General features: G+C 64.8%; 23 protein-coding genes. 14 read left to right on the forward strand and 9 right to left on the reverse strand.

Going from position 1 to position 22,438, the window contains the following annotated elements; translation table 11 throughout:
• Positions 1 to 39: 39 nt before the first annotated feature.
• Positions 40 to 219, reverse strand: coding sequence for an MbtH family NRPS accessory protein (locus B079_RS0104640; protein ID WP_018544614.1), 180 nt, complete (start codon positions 217 to 219; stop codon positions 40 to 42).
• Between the two features lie 468 nt (positions 220 to 687).
• Here B079_RS0104640 and B079_RS0104645 point away from each other — a divergent pair, with 468 nt between their 5' ends.
• A complete protein-coding gene (locus B079_RS0104645; protein ID WP_018544615.1) occupies positions 688 to 1,596 on the forward strand; it encodes a phytanoyl-CoA dioxygenase family protein in 909 nt (302 codons plus the stop codon).
• A gap of 96 nt (positions 1,597 to 1,692) precedes the next feature.
• On the opposite strand, the gene dmpI is transcribed toward B079_RS0104645, so the two are convergent.
• From dmpI to B079_RS31340, 4 genes are all read right to left on the reverse strand, one after another.
• Positions 1,693 to 1,968, reverse strand: a complete 276-nt coding sequence (gene dmpI / locus B079_RS0104650; protein WP_158684940.1) for a 4-oxalocrotonate tautomerase DmpI — start codon at positions 1,966 to 1,968, stop codon at positions 1,693 to 1,695.
• A 156-nt stretch (positions 1,969 to 2,124) separates the two neighbouring features.
• Entirely contained in the window at positions 2,125 to 2,733 is a 609-nt protein-coding gene (locus B079_RS35715; protein WP_018544617.1) for a helix-turn-helix transcriptional regulator, read from the reverse strand.
• A gap of 214 nt (positions 2,734 to 2,947) precedes the next feature.
• Entirely contained in the window at positions 2,948 to 3,718 is a 771-nt protein-coding gene (locus B079_RS31335) for an alpha/beta fold hydrolase (RefSeq protein ID WP_078495832.1), read from the reverse strand.
• A gap of 170 nt (positions 3,719 to 3,888) precedes the next feature.
• Complete coding sequence (locus B079_RS31340) at positions 3,889 to 4,290, reverse strand: nuclear transport factor 2 family protein (RefSeq protein WP_158684941.1); 402 nt, start codon at positions 4,288 to 4,290, stop codon at positions 3,889 to 3,891.
• A 271-nt stretch (positions 4,291 to 4,561) separates the two neighbouring features.
• Here B079_RS31340 and B079_RS0104670 point away from each other — a divergent pair, with 271 nt between their 5' ends.
• From B079_RS0104670 to B079_RS0104720, 11 genes are all read left to right on the forward strand, one after another.
• Positions 4,562 to 5,266, forward strand: a complete 705-nt coding sequence (locus B079_RS0104670) for an HAD family hydrolase (protein ID WP_018544620.1) — start codon at positions 4,562 to 4,564, stop codon at positions 5,264 to 5,266.
• Positions 5,267 to 5,294: 28 nt separating this feature from the next.
• On the forward strand, positions 5,295 to 6,254 hold the full coding sequence (locus tag B079_RS0104675) for a DMT family transporter (RefSeq protein ID WP_018544621.1): 960 nt from the start codon (positions 5,295 to 5,297) through the stop codon (positions 6,252 to 6,254).
• Positions 6,255 to 6,454: 200 nt separating this feature from the next.
• Positions 6,455 to 7,798 carry a class I adenylate-forming enzyme family protein gene (locus tag B079_RS0104680; RefSeq protein ID WP_018544622.1) on the forward strand — a complete coding sequence of 448 codons (1,344 nt, stop codon included), beginning with the start codon at positions 6,455 to 6,457 and terminating at the stop codon, positions 7,796 to 7,798.
• A complete protein-coding gene (locus B079_RS0104685) occupies positions 7,795 to 8,553 on the forward strand; it encodes an SDR family NAD(P)-dependent oxidoreductase (protein ID WP_037801101.1) in 759 nt (252 codons plus the stop codon). Before B079_RS0104680 ends, B079_RS0104685 begins: the two co-directional genes overlap by 4 nt.
• A complete protein-coding gene (locus B079_RS0104690) occupies positions 8,547 to 8,819 on the forward strand; it encodes an acyl carrier protein (RefSeq protein WP_018544624.1) in 273 nt (90 codons plus the stop codon). The genes B079_RS0104685 and B079_RS0104690 overlap by 7 nt, the downstream gene beginning before the upstream one ends.
• A 37-nt stretch (positions 8,820 to 8,856) precedes the next feature.
• Positions 8,857 to 9,585, forward strand: a complete 729-nt coding sequence (locus tag B079_RS0104695; protein WP_018544625.1) for an AfsA-related hotdog domain-containing protein — start codon at positions 8,857 to 8,859, stop codon at positions 9,583 to 9,585.
• Complete coding sequence (locus B079_RS0104700) at positions 9,582 to 9,911, forward strand: YciI family protein (protein WP_037801103.1); 330 nt, start codon at positions 9,582 to 9,584, stop codon at positions 9,909 to 9,911. The genes B079_RS0104695 and B079_RS0104700 overlap by 4 nt, the downstream gene beginning before the upstream one ends.
• A 104-nt stretch (positions 9,912 to 10,015) precedes the next feature.
• Positions 10,016 to 10,639, forward strand: coding sequence for a hypothetical protein (locus B079_RS0104705; protein WP_018544627.1), 624 nt, complete (start codon positions 10,016 to 10,018; stop codon positions 10,637 to 10,639).
• A gap of 4 nt (positions 10,640 to 10,643) precedes the next feature.
• Positions 10,644 to 11,495: a hypothetical protein gene (locus B079_RS0104710; RefSeq protein WP_018544628.1), complete on the forward strand. Its 852-nt coding sequence runs from the start codon at positions 10,644 to 10,646 to the stop codon at positions 11,493 to 11,495.
• Between the two features lie 77 nt (positions 11,496 to 11,572).
• The gene (locus tag B079_RS0104715) at positions 11,573 to 12,592 is read left to right on the forward strand and encodes an aldo/keto reductase (RefSeq protein ID WP_018544629.1); all 1,020 of its coding nucleotides are present in this window, start codon (positions 11,573 to 11,575) and stop codon (positions 12,590 to 12,592) included.
• A 46-nt stretch (positions 12,593 to 12,638) separates the two neighbouring features.
• Positions 12,639 to 13,058 carry a carboxymuconolactone decarboxylase family protein gene (locus B079_RS0104720; RefSeq protein WP_018544630.1) on the forward strand — a complete coding sequence of 140 codons (420 nt, stop codon included), beginning with the start codon at positions 12,639 to 12,641 and terminating at the stop codon, positions 13,056 to 13,058.
• 44 nt (positions 13,059 to 13,102) lie between these two features.
• Here the strand turns inward: B079_RS0104720 and B079_RS31345 are convergent, their stop codons facing one another.
• The gene (locus B079_RS31345) at positions 13,103 to 13,774 is read right to left on the reverse strand and encodes a LuxR C-terminal-related transcriptional regulator (RefSeq protein ID WP_018544631.1); all 672 of its coding nucleotides are present in this window, start codon (positions 13,772 to 13,774) and stop codon (positions 13,103 to 13,105) included.
• 312 nt (positions 13,775 to 14,086) lie between these two features.
• Between B079_RS31345 and B079_RS31350 the strand changes: the two genes are divergently transcribed.
• Both B079_RS31350 and B079_RS0104735 read left to right on the forward strand, forming a co-directional pair.
• Positions 14,087 to 18,130: a type I polyketide synthase gene (locus tag B079_RS31350; RefSeq protein WP_051094948.1), complete on the forward strand. Its 4,044-nt coding sequence runs from the start codon at positions 14,087 to 14,089 to the stop codon at positions 18,128 to 18,130.
• Positions 18,131 to 18,217: 87 nt separating this feature from the next.
• Positions 18,218 to 18,871 (forward strand): TetR/AcrR family transcriptional regulator, encoded by a 654-nt coding sequence (locus tag B079_RS0104735; protein ID WP_018544632.1) that lies wholly within the window; start codon positions 18,218 to 18,220, stop codon positions 18,869 to 18,871.
• Positions 18,872 to 19,257: 386 nt separating this feature from the next.
• On the opposite strand, the gene B079_RS0104740 is transcribed toward B079_RS0104735, so the two are convergent.
• From B079_RS0104740 to gcvH, 3 genes are all read right to left on the reverse strand, one after another.
• A complete protein-coding gene (locus tag B079_RS0104740) occupies positions 19,258 to 20,625 on the reverse strand; it encodes an L-serine ammonia-lyase (RefSeq protein WP_018544633.1) in 1,368 nt (455 codons plus the stop codon).
• A gap of 102 nt (positions 20,626 to 20,727) precedes the next feature.
• Positions 20,728 to 21,996 carry a serine hydroxymethyltransferase gene (gene glyA, locus B079_RS0104745; RefSeq protein WP_018544634.1) on the reverse strand — a complete coding sequence of 423 codons (1,269 nt, stop codon included), beginning with the start codon at positions 21,994 to 21,996 and terminating at the stop codon, positions 20,728 to 20,730.
• Between the two features lie 14 nt (positions 21,997 to 22,010).
• Positions 22,011 to 22,388 (reverse strand): glycine cleavage system protein GcvH, encoded by a 378-nt coding sequence (gene gcvH / locus B079_RS0104750; protein WP_018544635.1) that lies wholly within the window; start codon positions 22,386 to 22,388, stop codon positions 22,011 to 22,013.
• Between the last annotated feature and the right edge of the window lie 50 nt (positions 22,389 to 22,438).

Consider the following 22,438-nt stretch of genomic DNA (forward strand, 5'->3'; position numbering starts at 1 on the left):
TCTCTCGCCCGAAGGTGTGGTCAATGCCGCTGGAGGCGGTCAGCGGGAACTGACAGGTCGGATGTCGGTCCACGTCCGGCCGATGTACTCCAGACAGTCCTCCTTGGTGTGGGCCCGATGGACGGGCGCCCAGCCCGCCGGGACGGGCATGTGGTTTTGCCAAACCGAGTACTGGCCTTCCGCGTTGCGGACGGCGTACCAGTCATGACGCTCCTCCATGCCAAGCTCCTTTCTGGGTCGCGGACAACAGCTCCGGCGTTCCGGTGGCGTGTTCGGGCTGGCCAGGCCGGCATTTGGAAACGCGTCAGACGTCCGGATGCCGGCCATTGCGGGTTCACAACCGGACTGGAGGCGATGACCCGGGGTCAAGTGTCAGCCTGCGGATTTTTCGGCGAACAGCTCTCCGGCATCCATCAAGCTCTCGTAGGCATTCAAATGATTCCAGCATTGCCTTCAAGTCGGCAATGGAGTACCTGCATGGCGCCGCTCAACCTAGCTTGGGGCTCAAGATTATGTCAATCAATGCTTCCGTCACCTCGGAATGGCTGGTGGTATCCCTAATCAGGTACCCCAAAGGGAGATCCTTGACAGGAAAGTGCGGTGCCCGGCAACCTAAGTACGCAAGGGTATTGATGTGCCCGAGAGTGGGCGCATCACATGTGACGGCGACACAAAGGATCGTATCTCGTGCGTGACTTCAGCCAGGTAGCGAAAGAATATTCCGAGCAAGGCTTCGCCATTATCAGGGACGCCATCCCGCTGGACCTCATCGAAGAGGCGCGTTCGCACATCGCGTGGCTCATGGAGAAGTATCCAGATGTGCGGCCTGAGCACCTCCACCACCCCCTGATCCGCAACGACGCATTCTGGGTACGACTCATCACGGACCCGCGTCTGACCGACATCGCCGAGTACTTCCTTGGCCCGGATATTGCGTGCTTCACGGCGCACTACATCTGCAAGCCGCCCTTCGACGGCCAGCCGGTGCTGTGGCACCAGGACGGCGCCTACTGGAAGCTCGAGCCGATGCAGGCGCTCACCGTCTGGCTGGCCGTGGACAGTAGCTCAACCGAGAACGGCTGTCTGCGGATGATTCCCAAGAGCCACCAGTTGCCGCTGCACGCCCCCTCGCTCCGCACCGACACGGAGAACATGCTGTATTCGTCGTCGGACGAAAAGATCGTGAATGAATGGGCAGAAAAGCACGGTATCGTCGACATCGAACTAAATCCTGGCGACGTCTCGATCCATCACCCTCATCTGCTGCATTATTCCGAAGCCAACACTTCTCCCATGCGTCGTTGTGGGCTCGACATCGGCTACATCTCGACGTCGACACGAATAAGCAGCGACGGTCTTTACCTCGACCCCGTTCTCGTACGCGGTAAGCAGGTCGATGGAATCAACACCTATCGTCCGCTTCCCCGGTACACGCCTGGAGAGACCATTCCCTTCAAGGGGCATGAGGAATGGAACGAGCGGATCGAAGCGCTCGGTGACAGTTCTTCGGGTGCTGCTCCCGTCGAATCCGCGTCGCCGATCGAAGTTACTCAGCGTATGATCACTCGCTTGCGTGAGGGGTCGGTAGCACGATGACCCGATGCGGGTCCGCCGGATTTTCCGGTGGGCCCGCATCAGTCATTGATGAACAGAATAGCTGTTGTTCAGTTGCTGCAGGAGTGCGTCTTCAGCTCACTTGTCGCAGGTGAGCTGACCGGCCTTTCCCCAGCTGTCTGCGGGAACTTCGTGGATCCAGACCTGTACCGACTCGGGCGGCAGTCCGTAAGCCTCGACCATTGCCTCGGTGATGCGTTGTACGAGTTCACGCTTGCGCTCGACGGGCTGTGGACCCTGCTGGATCGTGATGATGGGCATCGAATACCTCTTTCCTGAAGAACAGGCGTGTCGGTGGTAGGAGAAAGAAATGGTGACGGTCTGGGGGAGAGAGCCGCAGGGACGCGGCGGCATCGCTAGGAAATGCGATGCTTTTCAGAACCGCTTCGGCGATCGGCCTAAGCGCCATTCGGTCGCTGGAGTGCTGACCATTGCCAGGAAATGTTGCAGTCGAATAGATTTTCACGGTGATGAGGCCCTTCTCTGATGTTCCACACTCGGCGCTGCGCCTCAGATGTTTCGCTCAGCGGGCAAGACGTTGCGTACGCACTGCTCGTACAGGCCGTCCCGTACGGCCAGCGTGGCGACCGCGGTGCGGTTCGGGCAGTCGAGCTTGGCGAGGATGTTGCCGACCAGGCGCTTGGCGCCGTGGTCTGAGATACCGAGACGCCGTCCGATCTGCTTGTTGCTCAGTCCGTCGACTAGGAGGACGAGGGTTTGCTGCTCCCGTCGGGTCAGTCGGGGGGACGGTCGGCCCTCCGGCGCCGCCCGCCACGCGGCGAGCAGGTCATGTACCAGCCAGGTAGGGACGGGCGGTTCACCTGCAGCCATCCGGGAGAGGGCCTCGCGCACTCCGTCTGAGGTCAGTTCGTCGGGGCCCAGATAGCCGATTCCCGGCAGCTCCGGGAATTGTCGCAGAGAAGCGACATCGTCCTTGGTGACGAGTATCAGCGCGTCGAGCCGCCTTAGTGCTGTGAGTTCCTGCGGGAAGGACGGTGATCCGACCAGGTCGGCGAGTGCGACGAGGGCGATGCGGCCGGGGGCTGACGCAGCCTCGGCTACCGCTATCACGGGATCGTCGGACACCTGGATGTTGCCAACAGGGCCGCTCTGCTCCAAGTTCTGTAGGATCGTAAGGATTTCAATCCGTTTTCGTTCGCTCTTTATCGAGAGAGATATGTCAACCGAACGATCAACCGAATGCTGAATGTAAACCGTATCTACGCGACTGGGCACAGAATTTCCCTTTCGGCTAGTTCAGCTGGCGCTAAAACTAGCCGCACAATTGGTTCCGGCCGCGCTTTCTGCCACCGAAGTGGTAGCGCCTTGAACCTCAGTAGTCTGGGGTCAATAGCCGGGCCAAGCGGTCCGGAGCCTCAAGACTGATCAGGTGCCGTACACCGGGGATCACCACGAAGTCGGCGCCGGGGATGGCGCGGGCGATGTCCTGCATCATCGCGGGAGGCGTCGATGGATCGTCCCCACCCGCGATCACCCGGGTGGGCACACCGAGTCTGGACAGCGCGAGCCTGGTATCAAGACGAGCGAGTGCCCGCCAACTTGCGCACCAGTCGGCGAGATTGGCTCGATGCACTGACGCCCGTGCGTAGCGCACGGGCGCGAACTCCGCAGCCAGGAAGGCCGGGCTGAACCAGCGATCGAGGGTGGTCGGTAGCTGGGCGCCGACGCCGTATTCCTCGGCTTCGGCTGCGCGCTGGAGATAGGCGGTCTGAGGGGTCGCGGCGGTGGCTACTAGGTACAGGTCCGTGAGGCGGTCGGGATGGTCGACAGCAAAGGTCTGGGCAATGGCACCGCCCATGGACAAGCCTGCCAATCCGATCCGCTCGATGCCGAGTTCGTCGAGAAGCTGTGCCAGATCGTCGGCGAGGGCGTGCAAGTCTGGCGCGGGGGGAGCACCTGCCGCCCGGCCGTGGCCGCGTACGTCGTAAGCGATGATCCGGCGGTCTGCGGGCAACCGACCAATGACGGGTGCCCACATGAGGCGATCCAGACCCAGCGCGTGGACCAGGACAAGCGGGGTGCTGCCCGACGGGTGTTCGGCGGGACGGTCAAGAAGATAGGTGAGGTGATCTCCGAGGCGCACTTGGCGATGGGGGAGGCTGCCAGTGGCTGGTTCGGGGTGCGGGACAGCATCGGATGCATGGTTCAACGGGCCACCTGGAAAAGGAGTTCAGCTGCCGCGGGGCGTGGCGGTAGGTCGCCGCGCCCCGCGACCGGGCGTGGAGCGGCCCGGGCGCGCCGGGCTGATGGGCGTCAGCGCAGCGCGTCGACGAGGGCTTGGGTGTCCTCGTAGATGTCGTAGTTGGTAACCAGGCCGCCCTTGACCGTCAGGCGCAAGGCGTAGGGCGACGCAAAGACCTTGCCGGTGGCGCGGCACCGGTGTTCGAAGTACCCCGTAACGACCGTGTGTGGCCCTTCGGAGATGACCTGCTCCACCTTGTTCACCTCGGGCTTCATGGTTCCCCCCAGCATTTCGAGGAACTGCCGGATCTCCTGCTTGCTGGTCCGCCGACCAGCCCATGGCACAAGTTCGGGGTTGCCAGGGACGAACCAGTCCAGTGTGTCCGGAAGCATGGCCAGCACACCCTCACGATCGCCGCTCTGCAGCTTGGCCCAGAACTCCTCAGCGACGGTGCCGGCATTCTGCTGGGACATTTCCATCCCTCACTTCCCATGAGAAAGATTCTTCACGAGTGGGTACGTCAAGACACTAGGTTCGGTGCCATCGGACGGTCAACGCTGCTTTCAGCGTGGCCGAACTGGTATACCTCACCGGAATATCGGTCTGAGTACGCCCTAACCGCACTGCCGGACCATGCTTCGCGAGTCGCCTCTACCACCTTGGTTGCATTTCCTCGCAAGCTGACCGTGTCGGCCATTAACGTCGAGCGGGTCCGGTCACTTCCCGAAGGGACGACATCCCGTCATGCGTACCCTCCCGCGAGCTGCCTTCTTCGACGTCGATGAGACGCTCATCGGAGTCAAGAGCATGTTCGACTTCCTGCGGTTCTGGCTCCTTCGAAACGGCGGCGACGAGAGCGACTACGAGCGTGCGATGGCCGCGTTTCGGGGCATGTGGTCTGAGGGCGTCCCACGGCCGGAGGTCAACCGTGCGTACTACCGCCGGTTCGCAGGGACTTCGTGGACGGACCTGTTGTCCGCCGGCCAGGACTGGTACGACAACTACCGGCACCGCCCTGACGCGTTCGTGCTGGCAAGCGTGGACGCTCTGCGGCGGCATGCCGGTGCGGGTGACACGACGGTGCTGGTCTCCGGCTCGTTCCTCGGGTGCCTTGACCCACTGGCCCGGGAACTGCGCGCGGACATTGTGCTGTGTTCCGAACCGCTCTTGGATGCGGAGGGGCGAGTGACCGGCGAGGTGCGACGTCCGATGATCGGCGATGCCAAGGCCGACGCAGTGCTCGAGACTCTGGCCCGGCTGGGCGTCGACGGCGCCGACTGCGCTGGCTACGGTGACCACTCCAGTGATCTCGGAATGCTCCGCTTGCTCGGCCGTCCGCACGTGATCGGGGGGCACGACGCGGTGTTGGCCGACCACGCGGCACGGCTGGGCTGGCCCGTGCTCCCCGCGGAGACGGGCTCCTTCGCCCAAGTGGCTGTCCTGGGCTGACTCACCGTCTCGCGATCTGGAGAACGCCGTGAACAAAAAGATCATCTACCTCATGCTGACCCTGTCGGCGCTGTTCTGGGGTGCCACCTTCAATCTAGTCAACTACTCGGTGCGCTATCTCTCACCTCCGGCTGGAGGCGCGCTGAGGTACTCGATCGCGTCCGTCCTGGTGATCGGCGTGCTGGCGATCAAGCGGCATACCGTGCTGCGGGCGATGCGTACCAGCTGGCGTCCCCTCCTGGGCATGGCGCTTATCGGTGTCGTGGTCTTCAACGTCCTGTTCTTCTTCGGAATGAAGTACACCTCGCCCACCAACGGCGCGCTCATCCAGGCCACCAACCCCTTGGTGACCGCTCTGATCGCGGGCGTCTGCTACGGCGAACGCATCAGCCGGGGACATAAGATCGGCACCCTGGTGAGTTTCGCTGGTGTCGCCGTCTTGATTCTGAGCAGCTCGGTGCAGCGGCTGGAGCCGCCGAACATCGGTGACCTGCTGTGTGTGGGTGCGACCACCTGTCTTGCGCTGTATTCCATCCTGGGCGGCAGGTACGTCAAGAACAGCACCCCTGTCGTGACCACCGCTCTCACCACGATCATGGGCTGCGCTGGACTCTGGGTAGCCGCGCTACTGGTCAGTCCGCGGCCTACCCCGCACGTCCTCGCCCACCTTCCGGCTGGTGTGTATGCGGCCCTGGCTTTCGTTGGAGTGCTCGCGACCGTCCTCGCATACGTCTTCTGGAACTACGGTGTAAGTCACATCGGCGTGGCCGACACCGCGGTTTTCTTTCATCTGGTACCGGTCTTCACCGTGCTCGCTTCGTTCGTCTTGGGCCAGTCGGTGACCCTGCTCCAGATCGGCGCCGGCATCCTGGTCACCCTGGGTGTCTTTGTGTCGTCCCGCGACGTACACGCACCGCGGACCGTGGCGATGCCACCACCCTCGGCCGCCGTCGAGACACTGGATACCGACGAGCAGCCGGCCACCTGATACCCGACGGGTATTCACCCGGTCCGAGATCCTTCCGAGCTGTTCCTTCGCGCCAATGGAGGAACAGCTTTTTTCTTGTTTCTCTCGATAGTTGGGGTACCCAAGAGCGCATAGACATTTCGGCGCTCTAAAAGAGGCGTTGTCCTAGCGATTCCACGACCCTAGATTTATCTCCAGAAGCCAAGGGTCGGAGGAAATCCGTGGAAATCTCCCCGCTGATCGAACTGGAGAAATTCGGCAACGCCGACGCCATAGTTTTCAACGGTGCAACCGTCAGTTATGCGCAGCTTATCGACCTGGTGGTCGACTGGCGGGCCTTCCTGGATGGTCACCAGGTGCAGGCCGGCGACGTGGTGACGCTGGAGGGCCCGTATTCGCCCGCTTCCTGTGCTGGGCTGCTCGCGCTGATCGAGCGGGGGGCCGTCATCGTGCCGCTCGCCGTCCTGCCCGATGCCAAGCGCGACGAGTTCCTGGACGTGGCCGAGGTCGAGACCACGATCGTGCTGGGCCCGGAGGGGCAGCGCAGCCTCCTGCGGACCGGCCGCCGCGCCAACCACGATCTCTACGCACATCTGCGTACGGCCGGGCGCCCCGGTCTGGTGCTCTTCAGTTCCGGCACCACCGGGCGTAGTAAGGCATCAGTGCTGGACTTCGTAAAGGTTCTCGGTCGCTACCGGGCAGGCGGCACTCCCCGCCGCATCCTGTCCTTCCTCAGTCTGGACCACATCGGCGGAATCAACACCTTGCTGCACACTCTGTGCCAGGGCGGCACCGTGGTCACGGTTCCCGAGCGCACACCGGACACCGTCTTCGCGGCCATCCGCAACCATCGGGTTGAGGTGCTGCCAACCACGCCGACATTTCTCAACATGGTGCTGCTCGCCGGGGCTGTCGAGCGGTTCGCGACTGACTCCCTGCAACTGATCACTTACGGCACGGAGCCGATGCCGCTGCGCACACTTCAGCGACTGAAGGAGCAGCTCCCGCACGTGCGCTTCAAGCAGACGTACGGCCTGTCCGAGCTTGGCATCCTGCCAACCAAATCCCGCAGCGACGACACTCTTTGGGTCAAGCTGGGTAATTCCGGCTTCGATCACAAGATCATCGACGGAGTGCTGTGGATTCGCTCCGAGATGGCGATGCTCGGCTACCTCAACGCCCCCGTGCCGTTCGATGCCGAGGGGTACTTCAACACCCAGGACATGGTGGAGACGGATGGCGACTGGATACGCATCTTGGGGCGCCGGTCCGAGATCATCAACGTGGGCGGGGAGAAGGTGTATCCCAGTGAAGTCGAAAGCGTGATCCTCGATGTCGACAACGTCGCCGAGGTCACCGTGAGCGGTTTTCCCAGCCATGTCACCGGCATGGTGGTCAAGGCGACCGTGCTGCTCGCCGAGGCGGAGGACAGTCGGTCGGTGACCCGTCGGATCCGCAGCCACTGCGCGGCGAAACTGGAGCCATTCAAAATACCTGCTGTCGTCGAAGTGTCCACCCGGGCCCAACACTCCGATCGTTTTAAGAAGATCAGGAGCGCGGCATGACGGACGATGCTGGCGGGCGTCCTCCGGGCCGACGGGTGGCGGTGGTCAGTGGGGGCAGCCGCGGGCTCGGGGCCCTGCTCGTGGAGCGGCTGCTGACCGACGGCTGGACCGTGGCGACCTTCAGTCGTTCCCCCAGCGAGTTCGTGGAGAAGACTGCCGCGACCGCACCGGAACATTTCCTGTGGGACCAGGCCGATCTCACTGACTTCAAGGCGCTGCGGCAGTTCGTCAGGGATGTCACCCGCAGGTTCGGCCGGATCGACCTGCTGATCAACAACGCGGCGGTACTGGACGGTCAGCAGCTCTTTCTCACGGAGCGTCCCGAGCGCATTGCCGCTGGCATCACTGCCAACCTGACAGGTCCTATCGTCCTCACTCAGGCATGCGCCCGGGTGATGAGCCTCGGGGGCCAGGGTCAGATCGTCAATGTCTCCTCAATCAATGCGATCCGTGGTTATCGCGGCGTCGCGGTGTACGCCGCAGCGAAAGCTGGCCTGAATGGTATGACCCGAGCGCTTGCCCGTGAACTGGGGCCCATGAACATCCGCGTGAACTCGGTCGTACCGGGTTTCTTTGAGAGCGATCTGACCACCAACGTCACCGACACCAACCGCGAACGCATCCAACGACGCACCCCCCTCGGTCGGATCGCTTCGATCGACGAGATTGCCGACGCCGTCTCGTTCGTCGTCTCACCACATGCGTCGTTCATCACCGGACAGTCCATCGTCATCGACGGAGGAATTACATGCTGAGCCACGACACCACCCGGTCCATCGTCCTCGAGGCCGTTACGGAGCTACTTGAAGAGGCTGGGATTGAACACGCAGACATCCCCGGTGACCGCTCGCTGACCGATCTTGGCCTGAGTTCCCTACTGATCGCTCGACTGATCATCCAGTTGGAGATGGAGATCGGCGTGGACCCGTTTGCCGAGGACCTGCTGATATCCGACGTCCGTACCTTCGATGATTTCATCGACGCATACCACTCCGCCCTGTCCCGGTCCATAGCCGTCTGACGGTCCACGGGCACCGATTCACCAAGGAGAGACAGAAATGCGGCAGAACTCCAGTGTCCGCGCAGTAGTGGGCGATCGGTTCAAGGAGTTCCTCGGGAACGCGGGAACTGTGCCTGTCACCGACCTGCTCGATGCACTGCGTTCCGGAGACCTTACGGCAGGGCAATCGATTGTCGTCGGTCAGGGTCTCAGCGCTGACCAGCTGCGCGAGCTACGAGAGCGTACTGGAGCGGATGTTCCGTTGCCCGTGGAGCGCGGACTGACCCACAAGCACGAGGCCAAGAACGTCCTTATCGGGCCCGTACAGCCGACCGGACCGGGCCTCTATACGGCGCCCCTGCTGCTAGACCAGCGGGTGGAAGTGCTGGAAGATCACCTGACAGGCCAACATATTCCCGCGGTGACCCTGCTCGAGGCCGCGCGGCAGACCTGGACAGTCGTCGTTGAGCAGTTTCTGCTGACGAGTCAGGGGCCGACCCGGTTCGTCATCGGCTCTATCCGCTCAGCGTTTCATAGCTTCGTCTTCCCACTGCCCGCGACGATCGAGTTCCGGCTAGCGCACCAGGGCGACGCTTCGCCGATCGGCTCGTCGGTCGACTGTGTTCTGATTATCCGTCAAGATAACAGGATAGCTGCCGAGTTCGAGACCGTCATCCGGGTCATCCCGGAGGCTGTGGCGGTCAAACAGGAGTCGATGGCAGCCCGGCAGGCAGTGCGTGCGGCCCTGTCCGAGGCCGCTGTGACTGCATCGGCCGTCGCACGATGACCGCATCACTCTGGGTTGTCCACTGCGTGGATGCCCCGGGAGCGGCGGCACGGCGCCAGGAGTTGAGACCGCACCACTCGCGTCGGCTGCGCGAGGGCGGCCCCGTGAGGCCGCTCCTCTACGGTCCGTTGACCGTGGACGGCACCGGCGAGGCGGTCGGCAGTGTCTTCGTCGTAGAGGCACCTGCCCGCGAGGCCGTAGAGCGGTACTTCGCCACCGACCCGTTTCGCATGGGCGGGGTGTGGGAGCGGGTCCGTGTCGACTGCTTCAGCCCGTCGGAACGTTCGCCGCTTGGGTCGGCCGTGACCGCGCTGCAGAACAGTTGAGCGGCCCTGGTGGCCGCAGTCCCCTTGCGGACAGTGCGGCACTCCTGCTTTCCCCGCTCTCCCTTCCTCTTCCCATCCTTCCTACTTGAGGAGTGAGTGTCACCATGCCCACACGTCTGCTGCTTGTCACCGAAGTCGCGGTGCAGGAAACCGAGTCGGACAGTGCTGTCAAGAGTTGGCTGGAGCTGCATTCTCGGTGCGAGGACGGGCGCGCGCTCTACCGTTCGCTGGAGGACAGTACGCTGCTGGAACTGCGGCCACTGTCTGGCGACGAAGACCTCGGCCGACTTCGGCGGGATGCGCGGGAGCAGTGGGAGGCTGTCGCACCGTTCGCGGTGGGCGACTTCCGTCGACATGTCCACGAGTTCGTGGAGGCGCCCAAGGATTGCTCGACTGCGCTTCCCGACACCACGTACGTCCAGCTTCGCCGGGTAGAGGTGAAGCCGCCGGTCCTGGAAGAGTACCGGGAATGGCGGGATCGCACGATCTTCGAGACCGTGCGGAGCGCCGAAGAATCCGAGGTGTTCCTCGCCTACCACTCGTTGCTGAGCACTGAGCCCGGCGTGTTGTTCGTGGCCGGGTTCTCGGTAGACCCGTCCCAGCACAACGGCGTCTTCAAGACGCCGGCGTACGAAGCGATCCTCACCGAGGTGCGCGAGAAGTACATCATCCCTCAGGGCGGCGAGGGCGGTCTGTACACGAAGACGTACGCCCGGATCGAGGCCTGAGACGATGACTGCGAAGACGTACCAGCTCAGCCTAACCACACAGGGGCCAACCTATCCGCCCAGCGAGGTCATGAACGCGGACGGCGACTTCGTCGTCATCGGCAGGGTCAACCGGCCCGGTCCCGACGACTCGGTCTGCTCCGAGTGGGGGTCAGCGATCGTCTCTCCCGCGAGCCTACTTCCGCAGCATGGCCAGAATGTTCCGTACCAGGTCGTGCGGGAGTTGCCGACCGAACTTTCTCCGGCAGACAGGGACATGGTCCTGTACACGCTGCCTCTGCCGCTGCCCTGCAACAACTACCCGATGTTGTTCGCTCCTGACCAGTGCCCGCAGGCCCACTCGGTGCAACGACCCAGCTATCCCTTCCACGAAGTGCCGATTCCCGACCTGCGTCCTGAGGACGGTCGCCGGGTCACGGAGCCCGTCACACTGGGGCAGTGGGTGCAGGCGCAGGGATGGCTCGAGGTCGCCACGGTGAACGGCGGACACGATGTGGAGTTCTGCTTCGAGTTCTCCGGTCTCATCCCCAACAGTATGTACACCGTGATGTCCCTGCGGGAGCACGACCTGGCCCCAGTTCCTGCCGGCCCCTTCAGGCCGGGACCGCTCGGCATCCCTAACGTGTTCATGGCCGACTCGGCTGGTAAGGGGAGCTACCAGGCGGTCCTGCCGAACCCGTTCCCGGCTCCTGGCGCTCCAGGCCCGCGACGAATCGTGAATATTGTTCTGCTCTGGATGAGTTATCAGCAGAACTACGGCGGGGCCATCGGATTCTTTGGCCTTGGCGGCGACATCCATGCGCAGCTCAAGCTTCAGAACGCAAGCTTTCAGGAGTTTGTCACCACCGCGCGCTAATCCGTCGCGCACAGGGGTGCCCTGGATCACCGTACCCCCAAAGAACCTAGCACCCACCAGGAAGGACAAGTTGCTTCATGGCATCTGAAACGACCAGCGCGGGGCGACTCATCGGCCCGGGCCGCAGGCTCGGAGCCGATGGTCCGGTCGTCGGGCTGATGGGGCTCGGCTGCATGGGAATGAGCGGCGATTTCTACGGTCCTGCCGACGATGCGCAGTCGGTGCGAGTGATCCACGCGGCGCTCGACGCTGGGGTCACCCTCCTCGATACCGCGGACATGTACGGCAGCGGTCGCAATGAGGAGTTGGTCGGCCGAGCCTTGCGCGGCCGTCGTAATGACGCCTTTATCGCCACCAAGTTCGGCATCCGGCGGGCGGACGGCCGCCGCTGGAACGACAGCAGCCCGGTCTATGCCCGCGCAGCCTGCGAGGCGTCCCTGCGGCGCCTCGGAGTGGAGACGATCGACCTTTACTACGTGCACCGCCTCGACGCGGTGACCCCGGTCGAGGAGACTGTCGGCGAGCTGGCCCAGCTCGTACGGGAGGGGAAGGTGCGCCACATCGGGCTTAGCGAGGTCAGCGCGCAGCAACTGCGTCGCGCCCAGGCCGTCCACCCGATCGCCGCCGTTCAAAGCGAATTCTCGCTGTGGACCCGTAACGTCGTCGACGACGGGGTGCTCGCCGCCTGTCGGGCGTTGGGTATCGCACTCGTTGCTTACTCACCACTTGGTCGTGGATTTCTCACCGGTACGGTCCGCAGCACTGCCACTTTGGACGAGGGCGACTTCCGGCTTGCCAATCCGCGCTTCGCCAAGGGCGAACTGGAGGCTAATCTCACGTTGCTGCCCGTGCTGGAGGAAGTGGCCGACGATCACGGCGTCTCAGCGGCCCAGGTTGCTCTGGCGTGGGTACTTGCCCAGGGAGACGACATCGTACCGATTCCCGGCACCCGTCGGCCGACGTACCTGGAGCAGAACCTTGCGGCCGCACGCGTCGAACTTACGGCGGACGATCTGGCGGCCCTCGACCAGGCTTTCACCCCGGACGCCGTGTCGGGTGAGCGCTACCCCGCGTCGATCATGCCGGTCACCCGGTGACGCAGCGTGGCGGAGAAAAATCTCAAGTACAGGATAGAGGAAGAAGATGATCACGCCCGTCGGCTGTCAGGAGGTGCTGTCCGGCGCCAGCACCGACTTGCCGTGTATCAGCGATCGTGAGCAGCACGGTGCTGAAGTCATGCGATCCCTGGGGATCGATCCCGAAACCGTTGTCCAGAGTGTCGCCTCGCTCGACGAGCGGTTTGGCCACACCATCGTGGAGTACGTCTTCGGCGAGATCGTCGGACGCCCGGAACTTGACCTGCGCACACGCCAGTTGGCGACACTCGCAGTGTTGGTCGCGCTTGGTGACTGCGAGCCGCAACTGGAACTGCATCTGCGCGCGACACTGCGGGCCGGTGCCACCCGGACCGAGATCATCGCGCTGCTAACGCACGTCGCAGCCTATGCGGGTGTGCCGCGCGTGATGAACGCGCTGAACATTGCCAAGCGTGTGCTGCCGTAAGCCGCTGCTGAGGTGGTCGGCGGCAGCACACGCTGACGGTTACTTCAACGGCACATCATGTCGGGGCCGGATTCGGCCCCGACATGATGCTGTGTAGCGCGGGAAACCGACTGGCCGGACTGCGTGAGTCCCCCGTAGAGCCGCTGCACCGCCTCCAGGCGTGACCGAGCATTGAGCTTCTTGAATGCGTTGTGCAGGTGCCGCTTCACGGTGTCCTCGGCGATCGCGAGCTTCCGGCTGATTTGGCGATTGCTGAGGGCTTGGGCGACGAACCCCATGATCTCGGCCTCGCGGGGGGTGAGACCCGCGAGCGGTACCGCTACGCTCGCGCGTTCCTGCGCTTCCCCCCGCAGGGCGCTGATCAGAACGCTGTACGTGGTTTCCTTTGACAGGCACCGGTATACGCCCGCGCGGGCGAGTGCCCTCAGGAACGAAAGTTCCACGCAGCGAGTCATGGCGATGATGCGGGTGCTCGGACTCGAGTCCCGCATCCTCATCACCAGCCGCACCGTCTCGGTTCCGGGTCGCTCCACGTCCAACAGCACCACATCGGGCCGACGGTGATCGACGAGTTCCACGGCGGCTTCTCCGTCCGGCACCTGGCCGATAGCCACCAGGTCTTCCTCATGGGCCAGCAGGGTGCACAGTGCACCCCGCAGCAGCGCGTGCCCGCCCACGGCGATGAATCTGATCTTTGTGTTCGCCCCGGAATCCATACGGTCATCCCCCCTGGCCACGCCCTCTCAGAGCCTAAACTCTGACTCATATGTGGATTGCGGTTCAAGAATAATCACGAGTGCATGTTGGCCCACAAGGCGGCATGGGAGCCGTGCAGTCGCCCCGAGAAGCCCTGCTTGATCCCGACTTATCCGGTGGTCTTGATCGCGGCATGGGGCATCCATTGCCAACACTTAGTCAAAATCTGATACACGCTTGATCATTTTGGACTGCACGCTAAGCGTGACTGGGAGCACAAAACTGATCCCAGATTCATTTTTGAACTCCATCTGGATCAGGGGGAAGCTGGGATGAACGGTTCGGTCTGCGTACAGGACACCGCAGTGGCGGTGGTGGGCATGGGATGCCGGTTCGCCGGTGTGGCGGGCGTCGAGGAGTTTTGGGCCTCGCTCACGAGCGGGACCGATGCGGTCACTGAGATTCCCGCGGACCGGTTCGACATCACGCCGTACTACGCTCCTGAGCCGGGCGTCCCTGGTCGAACGGTTTCCCGGCATGGTGGCTTTCTTGACGATGTGTTCCGGTTTGATGCGGCCTTCTTTGGGATCGCGCCTGTTGAGGCGCGAGGAATGGATCCGCAGCAGCGGGTCCTGCTGGAGATCGTGTGGGAGGCGCTCGAGGCGGCGCATATCCTGCCGTCCGGTCTGGCGGGCAGCCGGACCGGTGTCTTCATTGGCCAGGCGACCGCAGAGTATGGGGAGAACGGGCCGTCGGCTCTTGAGCGCGACGTCCGCTCAGTGGCCGGCAGTCGGCTGCGCGCGGTGACGGCGGGGCGGGTGTCATACGCGCTCGACCTGCGTGGCCCCAGCGTTGTCCTTGACACCGCCTGCTCTTCGTCGCTGGTCGCCGTACACGCCGCACGGCAGAGCCTGCTGTGTGGGGAAAGCGACCTCGCCATCGCGGGCGGCGTGAACGTCATCCTCTCCCCCTACGACGCCATCGCCTACTCGCAGGGTGCGATGCTCTCTCCCAGCGGACGGTGCCGCTTCGGTTCTGCGGACGCCGACGGCTTCGTACGTAGCGAGGGCGTCGGCGTCGTAGTCCTGCAGCGGTTGTCCGACGCACTGCGTCAGGGCAACCCTGTGCTCGCCCTGCTGGCGGGTAGCGCGGTCACCAATGATGGTCGGGGTAGTGGTCTGCTCCTGAAGCCCTCGGTGGACGGACAGGTTCAGATGCTCCGAGAGGCATGCCGCAGTGCGCACATCACCCCTGGCCGACTCGACTATGTGGAGGCGCACGGCACGGGAACGCCTGTTGGAGACGGTGTCGAGCTGAAGGCATTGGCTGCCGCCGTCGCTCAGGAGCGGAGCCCGGACCGGCCCCTGCTTATCGGGTCAGTCAAGACCAACATCGGTCACGCGGAGGCTGCTGCTGGCATTGCAGGCTTGATCAAGTCGGTTCTCATTGTCCGCCACGGAGTGGTCCCCGCCTCCCTTCACCAGAGCGAGCCTCACCCGTTGCTTAGGAACGGGGCGCTGCCCCTGGAGTTGGTGCGGGAGAATCGTCTTTTGCCGCGAAGCGGTGACCGAGCATTCGTGGGCGTGAGCTGCTTCGGGTTGTCCGGGACCAATGCGCACGTCGTAGTGGCCGAGTATGTTCCCGAAGAGGCCCGGATCGCTGATGGCAGCCCGCCGGACCGGGGCAACGGCAGCCACATTGCCGTCCTGAAGACCGCCACCGCGCAGACCAGTGCAGCGCTGCCCTCCAACGACCCGACCGATGGACCTCATCTGCTGATAATCAGCGCAAAGTCTCGTGCAGCTCTGCTCCGGCTCGCTGGCGCCTATGCCGAGTACCTCTCTCCGGGCGGCGCGGGCCGCGACAGCGGTTTGCGAGATCTGTGCGCCACCATGGCGTTGCGCCGTGAGGCGCACCCGTACCGGCTATGGGTCGTGGGTGACGACCACGACGACCTGGCCGACAAGTTGCGGGCGTTGACGGAGGGGCGCCCTGTCGCTCAGGGTGGCATTGGAGAGGCTTGTTTCGGGGCACCGCGTCGGGCGGTCTTTGTCTTTCCTGGGCAGGGTTCGCAGTGGGTAGGCATGGGGCGTGGACTCTATGAGCGCTCCACGGCGTTCCGTGCCGCACTGGACGCATGCGACGGTGCATTGAGGGCCGAACTCGGTTGGTCTGTTGTGGAGTTCCTGCACACCGTGGAAACAGAGTTCCCCTCCGATGTGGAGCGCGTGCAGCCCGCCCTGTGGGCCGTGCAGGTGGCCCTGGCTGCAGCCTGGCGCGAGCGCGGGATCGATCCCGACGTCTGTATGGGGCACAGTATGGGCGAGGTGGCAGCAGCCCACGTGGCGGGAGCTCTCTCGCTCGCGGATGCTGCGGCGGTGATCACTCGCCGAAGCAGGCTGATGCTGCGCACTGCGGGCCGGGGTGCCATGCTGGCTACCGAGCTCTCCGGAGATGACGCTAGACGCCTCGTTGCGCAGTATGGCGATGCTGTCTGCGTAGCGGCGGAGAACGCCCCGACCTCGACGGTCCTTGCGGGTACCTCGACCGTCCTGGCCTGCATCGCCCAGGAACTCCGTGAGCGTGCCGTTCTGTGCCGCCCGGTAAAGGTCAACGTCGCCTCACACTCGCCGTTCATGGACGAGTTGCGCGACGATCTGCTTGCCCAGCTCGCTGGCCTCTCTCCAAGAGCCGTCACCATCCCGCTGATCTCCACAGTGAAGGGCGCCGCAGTGTCGGGCCCGGAACTCGACGCGCCCTACTGGGCGGACAATCTGCGCCAACCGGTGCTGTTCACCGGCACGGTCGACGCCCTTGCCCGGGAACAAGGCAGCGTGTTTGTCGAGGTCAGTCCACATCCGGTGCTCGTGACGGGTATCGAGGAGACGCTGACTGCGGTGGACGGTAGCGCTGCAGTCTCCTCACTGCGCCGGCACTGGCCGGAGGAGGAGGAACTAGCTTGTGCGGTGGGGCGGTTCTTCGCGGCAGGCGGCGTCGTGCATTGGGACCGTTGGTACCGTGGCGAGCACCGGCTTGTACCTCTGCCCACTTACCCCTGGGACGGCACCGACTTCCGCCACGTTCCTGCGCGGCTGACTCCAGCACTCCGTGCCCCGGGCCGGGTCAGCGAGGTCCCGTTCTCTGAACTAGGTATATCCGACTGGGGTGGAGGAGTGCGTCTGGGGGGCATGACTCCGGTTCCGCCGGTCGTGTACGCAGCCATGCTGCTCCGCTTCGCTGAAGAGGCCGCACCAGGACAAATGTTCGCCCTGAGTGACGTCTTGTTCGGTGATCGGGTGGTCGATCTCGCTGACGCCGACGACCTAATGCTGCGTATGACGGCGTTCAACACCGACGCGGATGGCACACAGGCTGTGACTATGACCGCCTACAACAACCGTACCGAGGAAGAGATACGGTGCCTGACCGCGCGGCTGGAGCAGGTCGACAGCGGCTGTGCGCTCATGGCTCCTCTCGCTGTGGACCGCGCGCTCGCACGCTGCCGACAGTACGTCTCGAAGGCGGCATTCCGTGCGGGTGCCATCCGGCTGGGCGTCGAGATCAGCCAAGCGTTCGAGGCGGTGGAGCAGCTCTGGCGATGCGACGGTGAGGCGGTAGCCCGGATGCAAGCTCCCAAGGTGTCACTGACCGCCGCGTGGGAGAGCGCGCTGCAGCCACTGCTGGCGGCCAGGCCCGTAGGCCGGGGGTTGCCAAGCGGCGACATCTATGTGCCCCTGGGCTTTGGGCGCGTGGAGTTGTACGCCGACCTGCCCGATGAGTTCTGGACGGTATGCTCACTCGCCCCTATTCCCGGCACGGATCAGGCGCGGGGCGAGGCCACTGTGCTTTCCCGGGATGGGGCCGTGCTGGCCCGGTTCTCGGGTATCCGCCTCAGACGGTACTTTCCGCACCTGGTCGACGCTGCCATCACGAGTCCTGCAGTGATGCCCGTTCGCTCATGGTTGGGCCATGCCGTGCAGGGCGTCAAACGCATCGCGCGACCGGGGAGGTTGACGGCACAGCCGAATCTGCCGTCTGTGACCGGCCCGCAGGCGGCAGCCGCGGTCCGAAGGTTGTCAGCTGCAGAGGGCGTTTCGCCGCAACGCGGCCGTAAAAGCGTGGACACACGGAACGAACAGGCGGGAGGGGTCGGGCACGGCGCGCTGTGCACACGAGCGGCGGCGCTGCTCGGAATGGAGGCCACCCAACTCGACGGAAGGCGGACTTTGCGTGACTGGGGGCTTGACTCCTTGATGGCAGTGCGGTTGTCACAGCAGCTGCGCCGCGAATGCGGCATCGAGATCTCCGCGGGACGGCTGCTCGGGAACGACACACTCGACGCGTTGGAGGCAAGCCTGGCGCTCAACGCCCTGTAGACCGGCAGTCCAGTCGCCCCATTTTAGACGGCAGGATATACATGTACTCTAGTTTCCCCTTCCTGAGGCGAGCACCCGGAGATCCCCATGCCGACGCATCAGCCAGAGACAGCGACGTCACTGAGCCGCCGCGAACGGAACAAGCGGAGAATCGAGGAACGTCTCTACTCCAGTGCCCTGGCGCTGTTCGCCAAGCAGGGCTACGACAAGACCACGATCGACGAGATCGCCGAGCACGCCGACGTAGCGCGCGGCACGTTCTTCAACTACTTTCAGCGCAAGGAAGACCTGATCAGTGCCTGGGGTGAACGTCGGCGCCACATGCTTGAAGAGGCCATGAGCGGGAGCGAACCTGTCGAGGGCATGGATGCGGTGAGTCGACTCAGGCGCTGCATGGCTATCCTGGCCGACATGAACGTGGACGAGCGGCACGTGGCCGTACCCATGCTCAACGCCTGGGTTAAGGCTGGGCGCCCGCTGTCGGAGACGCCCTATGTCGCACAGATCTTCACCGACATCATCGCGGCCGGGCAAGAAGAGGGAAGCATGTCCAAGGGCGTGTCTGCCCTCCATGCTGGATACATCTTGCGAGACGTCTACTTCGGTGCTCTGTATCGCTGGGGCGGTGATGCGGGTGCTGAAGGATCGCCATCGCTCGGCAAGGAACTCCAGTCTGCGCTCACCCTGCTCTTCGAGGGCCTCTCGACGGGAGGGCGGAGCGCAGCGGCTACATCACCCTGACTGAGGTTCATGGCGCTGGCGGCTGAAGACCCGATCGGTCCTAGGCCCCGCTTGTTCTCCGGTCTTGCTGACTCCCCAGCGGCTCAAGTGTGCCCCGCAGGGCGCTTGGCTTGATTGGCGTCGGCGCTCTCTCGGCTTGCCTGAAGTCTGATGAATGCGCTCCCCTCCCCACTCGCGGGAGCCGAGTTGTACCAGGTCGGTTCCAAAGCCCAGACGTCAATCTGATTTAACATCAGATCCTGGACGCCTTTCAGTGCAGCGGAGGCGGGCAACGGTGGGGGAGCGGGCCGATCGAAGTGTCTGTGGTGAGGTATGCTCCGGGACTTTCGTCGTGTAGGCAGGTAAGCCCGTGATAGCGCGAAATGTGCTGTTCACTGCCTCTTCCTTCAGCACTCGATGATGTTCACCGCCAGCCCGCCCCGCGCCGTCTCCTTGTACTTCACGCTCATGTCCGCCCCCGTCTCCTTCATCGTCTTGATGACCTTGTCGAGGGAGACCATGTGGGCGCCGTCGCCGCGCATGGCCATCTTGGCGGCGGTGACGGCCTTCACGGCGGCCATGCCGTTGCGTTCGATGCAGGGGATCTGGACGAGGCCGCCGACGGGGTCGCAGGTGAGGCCGAGGTTGTGTTCCATGCCGATCTCGGCGGCGTTCTCGACCTGCTCGGGGGAGCCGCCCAGGACTTCGGCGAGGGCGCCCGCGGCCATCGAGCAGGCGGAGCCGACCTCGCCCTGGCAGCCGACCTCGGCGCCGGAGATGGAGGCGTTCTCCTTGAAGAGCATGCCGATGGCGCCCGCCGCCAGCAGGAAGCGCACCACGCCCTCCTCGTCGGCGCCGGGGACGAAGTTGATGTAGTAGTGCAGGACCGCCGGGATGATGCCGGCCGCGCCGTTGGTGGGGGCGGTGACGACGCGACCGCCCGCCGCGTTCTCCTCGTTGACCGCCATCGCGTAGAGGGTGATCCACTCCATGGCGTGCGCCAGCGGGTTGCCCTCGGCGCGCAACTGGCGGGCGGAGACGGCGGCGCGGCGGCGGACGCGCAGACCGCCGGGGAGGATGCCCTCGCGGGACATGCCCCGCTGGACGCACGCCCGCATGACCTGCCAGATCTCCAGCAGACCCTCGCGGATCTCCTCCTCCGTGCGCCAGGCGCGCTCGTTCTCCAGCATCAGGGAGGAGATCGACAGACCCGTCTCCTTGGTCAGGCGCAGCAGCTCGTCGCCCGTGCGGAAGGGGTATTTCAGCACCGTGTCGTCCAGCACGATGCGGTCCGCGCCCACCGCCTCCTCGTCCACGACGAAGCCGCCGCCGACCGAGTAGTAGGTCTTGGTGAGCAGCTCGGCGCCCGAGGCGTCGTACGCCCACAGGGTCATGCCGTTGGCGTGGTACGGCAGCGCCTTGCGGCGGTGCAGGACCAGGTCGTCGTCGAAGGAGAACGGGATCTCGTGCTCGCCGAGCAGACGGAGACGGCCCGCCGCCTTGATCTGCTCCACCCGGTCGTCCGCGCCCTCCACGTCCACCGTGCGCGGGGAGGCGCCCTCCAGACCGAGCAGCACCGCCTTCGGGGTGCCGTGACCGTGGCCGGTCGCGCCGAGCGAGCCGTACAGCTCGCAGCGCACGGCGGCGACGGAGTCCAGCAGACCCTCGTTGCGCAGACGGCGGGCGAACATGCGCGCCGCGCGCATCGGACCCACGGTGTGGGAGCTGGACGGGCCGATGCCGATCGAGAACAGGTCGAAGACCGAGACGGCCACGGTGACTCCTCAATGACGAACAAGTACAAAAGTGATGCCGGCAGAGCACGGGTGCCCCGCCCACGGGACGGTGGGCGGGGCACCCGGGTGAACTTCGGGGTACTACGCGCCCAGCGTGGGGTACAGCGGGTGCTTGTCGGCCAGCGCCCGCACGCGGGCGGCCAGCGCCTCCGCGTCGTACGACGGCTTCAGCGTCTCCGCGATCACGTCCGCGACCTCGGCGAAGTCCTCGGCCGTGAAGCCGCGGGTCGCCAGCGCGGGCGTGCCGATCCGCAGACCCGAGGTGACCATCGGGGGCCGCGGGTCGTTCGGGACCGCGTTGCGGTTGACCGTGATGCCCACCTCGTGGAGGCGGTCCTCGGCCTGCTGCCCGTCCAGCTCCGACTCCCGCAGATCCACCAGGATCAGATGCACGTCCGTGCCGCCGGAGAGCACGTTCACCCCGGCCGCGCGGGCGTCCGGCGCGGTCAGCCGCTCGGCGAGGATACGGGCACCCTCCACCGTACGCCGCTGGCGCTCTTTGAAGTCCTCCGAGGCCGCGACCTTGAAGGAGACCGCCTTGGCCGCGATCACGTGCTCCAGCGGGCCGCCCTGGAAGCCGGGGAAGACCGAGGAGTTCAGCTTCTTCGCGAAGTCCTTCTTGGCGAGGATGATGCCGCCGCGCGGGCCGCCGAGCGTCTTGTGCGTGGTGGAGGTCACCACGTCCGCGTGCTCGACCGGGTTCGGGTGCAGCCCCGCCGCGACCAGACCGGCGAAGTGCGCCATGTCGACCCACAGGTACGCCCCGGCCTCGTCCGCGATCCGGCGGAACTCCGCGAAGTCCAGCTGACGCGGGTACGCCGACCAGCCCGCGATGATCACCTTGGGGCGGTGCTCCTTGGCCAGGCGCTCGACCTCGGCCATGTCGACCAGGCCGGTCTCCTCGTCCACGTGGTAGGCGACCACGTTGAACTGCTTGCCGGAGAAGTTCAGCCGCATCCCGTGGGTGAGGTGGCCGCCGTGCGCGAGGTCCAGACCCAGGATGGTGTCCCCGGGCTGGGCCAGCGCGAACAGCGCCGCCTGGTTCGCGGAGGCGCCCGAGTGCGGCTGGACGTTGGCGTACTCGGCGCCGAACAGCTCCTTCACCCGGTCGATGGCGATCTGCTCGGCCACATCCACGTGCTCGCAGCCGCCGTAGTAGCGGCGGCCCGGGTAGCCCTCGGCGTACTTGTTGGTCAGGACGGAGCCCTGCGCCTCCATCACCGCGAGCGGCGCGAAGTTCTCGGAGGCGATCATCTCCAGGGTGGACTGCTGGCGGCGCAGCTCGGCGTCGACCGCGGCAGCGACCTCGGGGTCCAGCTCGTGCAGGGGCGTGTTCAGGACGTCAGTCATACGGCTCCGGCTCCTCAGCCTGCGGTGTAGGCGGTGTACTCGTCGGCGGAGAGCAGCTCCTCGGGCTTCTCCGCGGCGCGCACCTTGAACAGCCAGCCGCCCTCGAAGGGCGCGGAGTTCACCAGCGCGGGGTCGTCGACGACGTCCTGGTTGATCTCCGTGATCTCACCGGTGACCGGCGAGTACAGCTCCGAGACCGACTTGGTGGACTCCAGCTCGCCACAGGACTCGCCCGCGGTCACCGTGTCGCCGACCTCGGGGAGCTGGACGAAGACCACGTCGCCGAGCGCGTTGGCCGCGTGCTCGGTGATGCCGACCGTCGAGACGCCGTCCTCGGCGTCCGACAGCCACTCGTGCTCCTTGGTGTAGCTCAGCTGCTGCGGGTTGCTCATGACCTGAATTCTCCTGTACGCGAGGGCGTGCTGGACGGACGAAGGGGACG

It is taken from the genome of Streptomyces sp. LaPpAH-108 (assembly GCF_000373625.1).
GTDB lineage: Bacteria > Actinomycetota > Actinomycetes > Streptomycetales > Streptomycetaceae > Streptomyces.

Excerpts from the sequence above, each read along its gene's own strand:
- B079_RS0104700 (WP_037801103.1), top strand. The coding sequence starts at position 9,582 with ATGACCGCATCACTCTGGGTTGTCCACTGCGTGGATGCCCCGGGAGCG.
- glyA (WP_018544634.1), bottom strand. The coding sequence starts at position 21,996 with ATGACTGACGTCCTGAACACGCCCCTGCACGAGCTGGACCCCGAGGTC.
- B079_RS0104715 (WP_018544629.1), top strand. The coding sequence starts at position 11,573 with ATGGCATCTGAAACGACCAGCGCGGGGCGACTCATCGGCCCGGGCCGC.
- B079_RS0104690 (WP_018544624.1), top strand. The coding sequence starts at position 8,547 with ATGCTGAGCCACGACACCACCCGGTCCATCGTCCTCGAGGCCGTTACG.
- B079_RS31340 (WP_158684941.1), bottom strand. The coding sequence starts at position 4,290 with ATGTCCCAGCAGAATGCCGGCACCGTCGCTGAGGAGTTCTGGGCCAAG.
- gcvH (WP_018544635.1), bottom strand. The coding sequence starts at position 22,388 with ATGAGCAACCCGCAGCAGCTGAGCTACACCAAGGAGCACGAGTGGCTG.
- B079_RS0104735 (WP_018544632.1), top strand. The coding sequence starts at position 18,218 with ATGCCGACGCATCAGCCAGAGACAGCGACGTCACTGAGCCGCCGCGAA.
- B079_RS0104705 (WP_018544627.1), top strand. The coding sequence starts at position 10,016 with ATGCCCACACGTCTGCTGCTTGTCACCGAAGTCGCGGTGCAGGAAACC.
- dmpI (WP_158684940.1), bottom strand. The coding sequence starts at position 1,968 with ATGCCGCCGCGTCCCTGCGGCTCTCTCCCCCAGACCGTCACCATTTCT.
- B079_RS0104710 (WP_018544628.1), top strand. The coding sequence starts at position 10,644 with ATGACTGCGAAGACGTACCAGCTCAGCCTAACCACACAGGGGCCAACC.
- B079_RS31350 (WP_051094948.1), top strand. The coding sequence starts at position 14,087 with ATGAACGGTTCGGTCTGCGTACAGGACACCGCAGTGGCGGTGGTGGGC.
- B079_RS31345 (WP_018544631.1), bottom strand. The coding sequence starts at position 13,774 with ATGGATTCCGGGGCGAACACAAAGATCAGATTCATCGCCGTGGGCGGG.
- B079_RS0104640 (WP_018544614.1), bottom strand. The coding sequence starts at position 219 with ATGGAGGAGCGTCATGACTGGTACGCCGTCCGCAACGCGGAAGGCCAG.
- B079_RS0104695 (WP_018544625.1), top strand. The coding sequence starts at position 8,857 with ATGCGGCAGAACTCCAGTGTCCGCGCAGTAGTGGGCGATCGGTTCAAG.
- B079_RS0104720 (WP_018544630.1), top strand. The coding sequence starts at position 12,639 with ATGATCACGCCCGTCGGCTGTCAGGAGGTGCTGTCCGGCGCCAGCACC.
- B079_RS0104685 (WP_037801101.1), top strand. The coding sequence starts at position 7,795 with ATGACGGACGATGCTGGCGGGCGTCCTCCGGGCCGACGGGTGGCGGTG.
- B079_RS0104670 (WP_018544620.1), top strand. The coding sequence starts at position 4,562 with ATGCGTACCCTCCCGCGAGCTGCCTTCTTCGACGTCGATGAGACGCTC.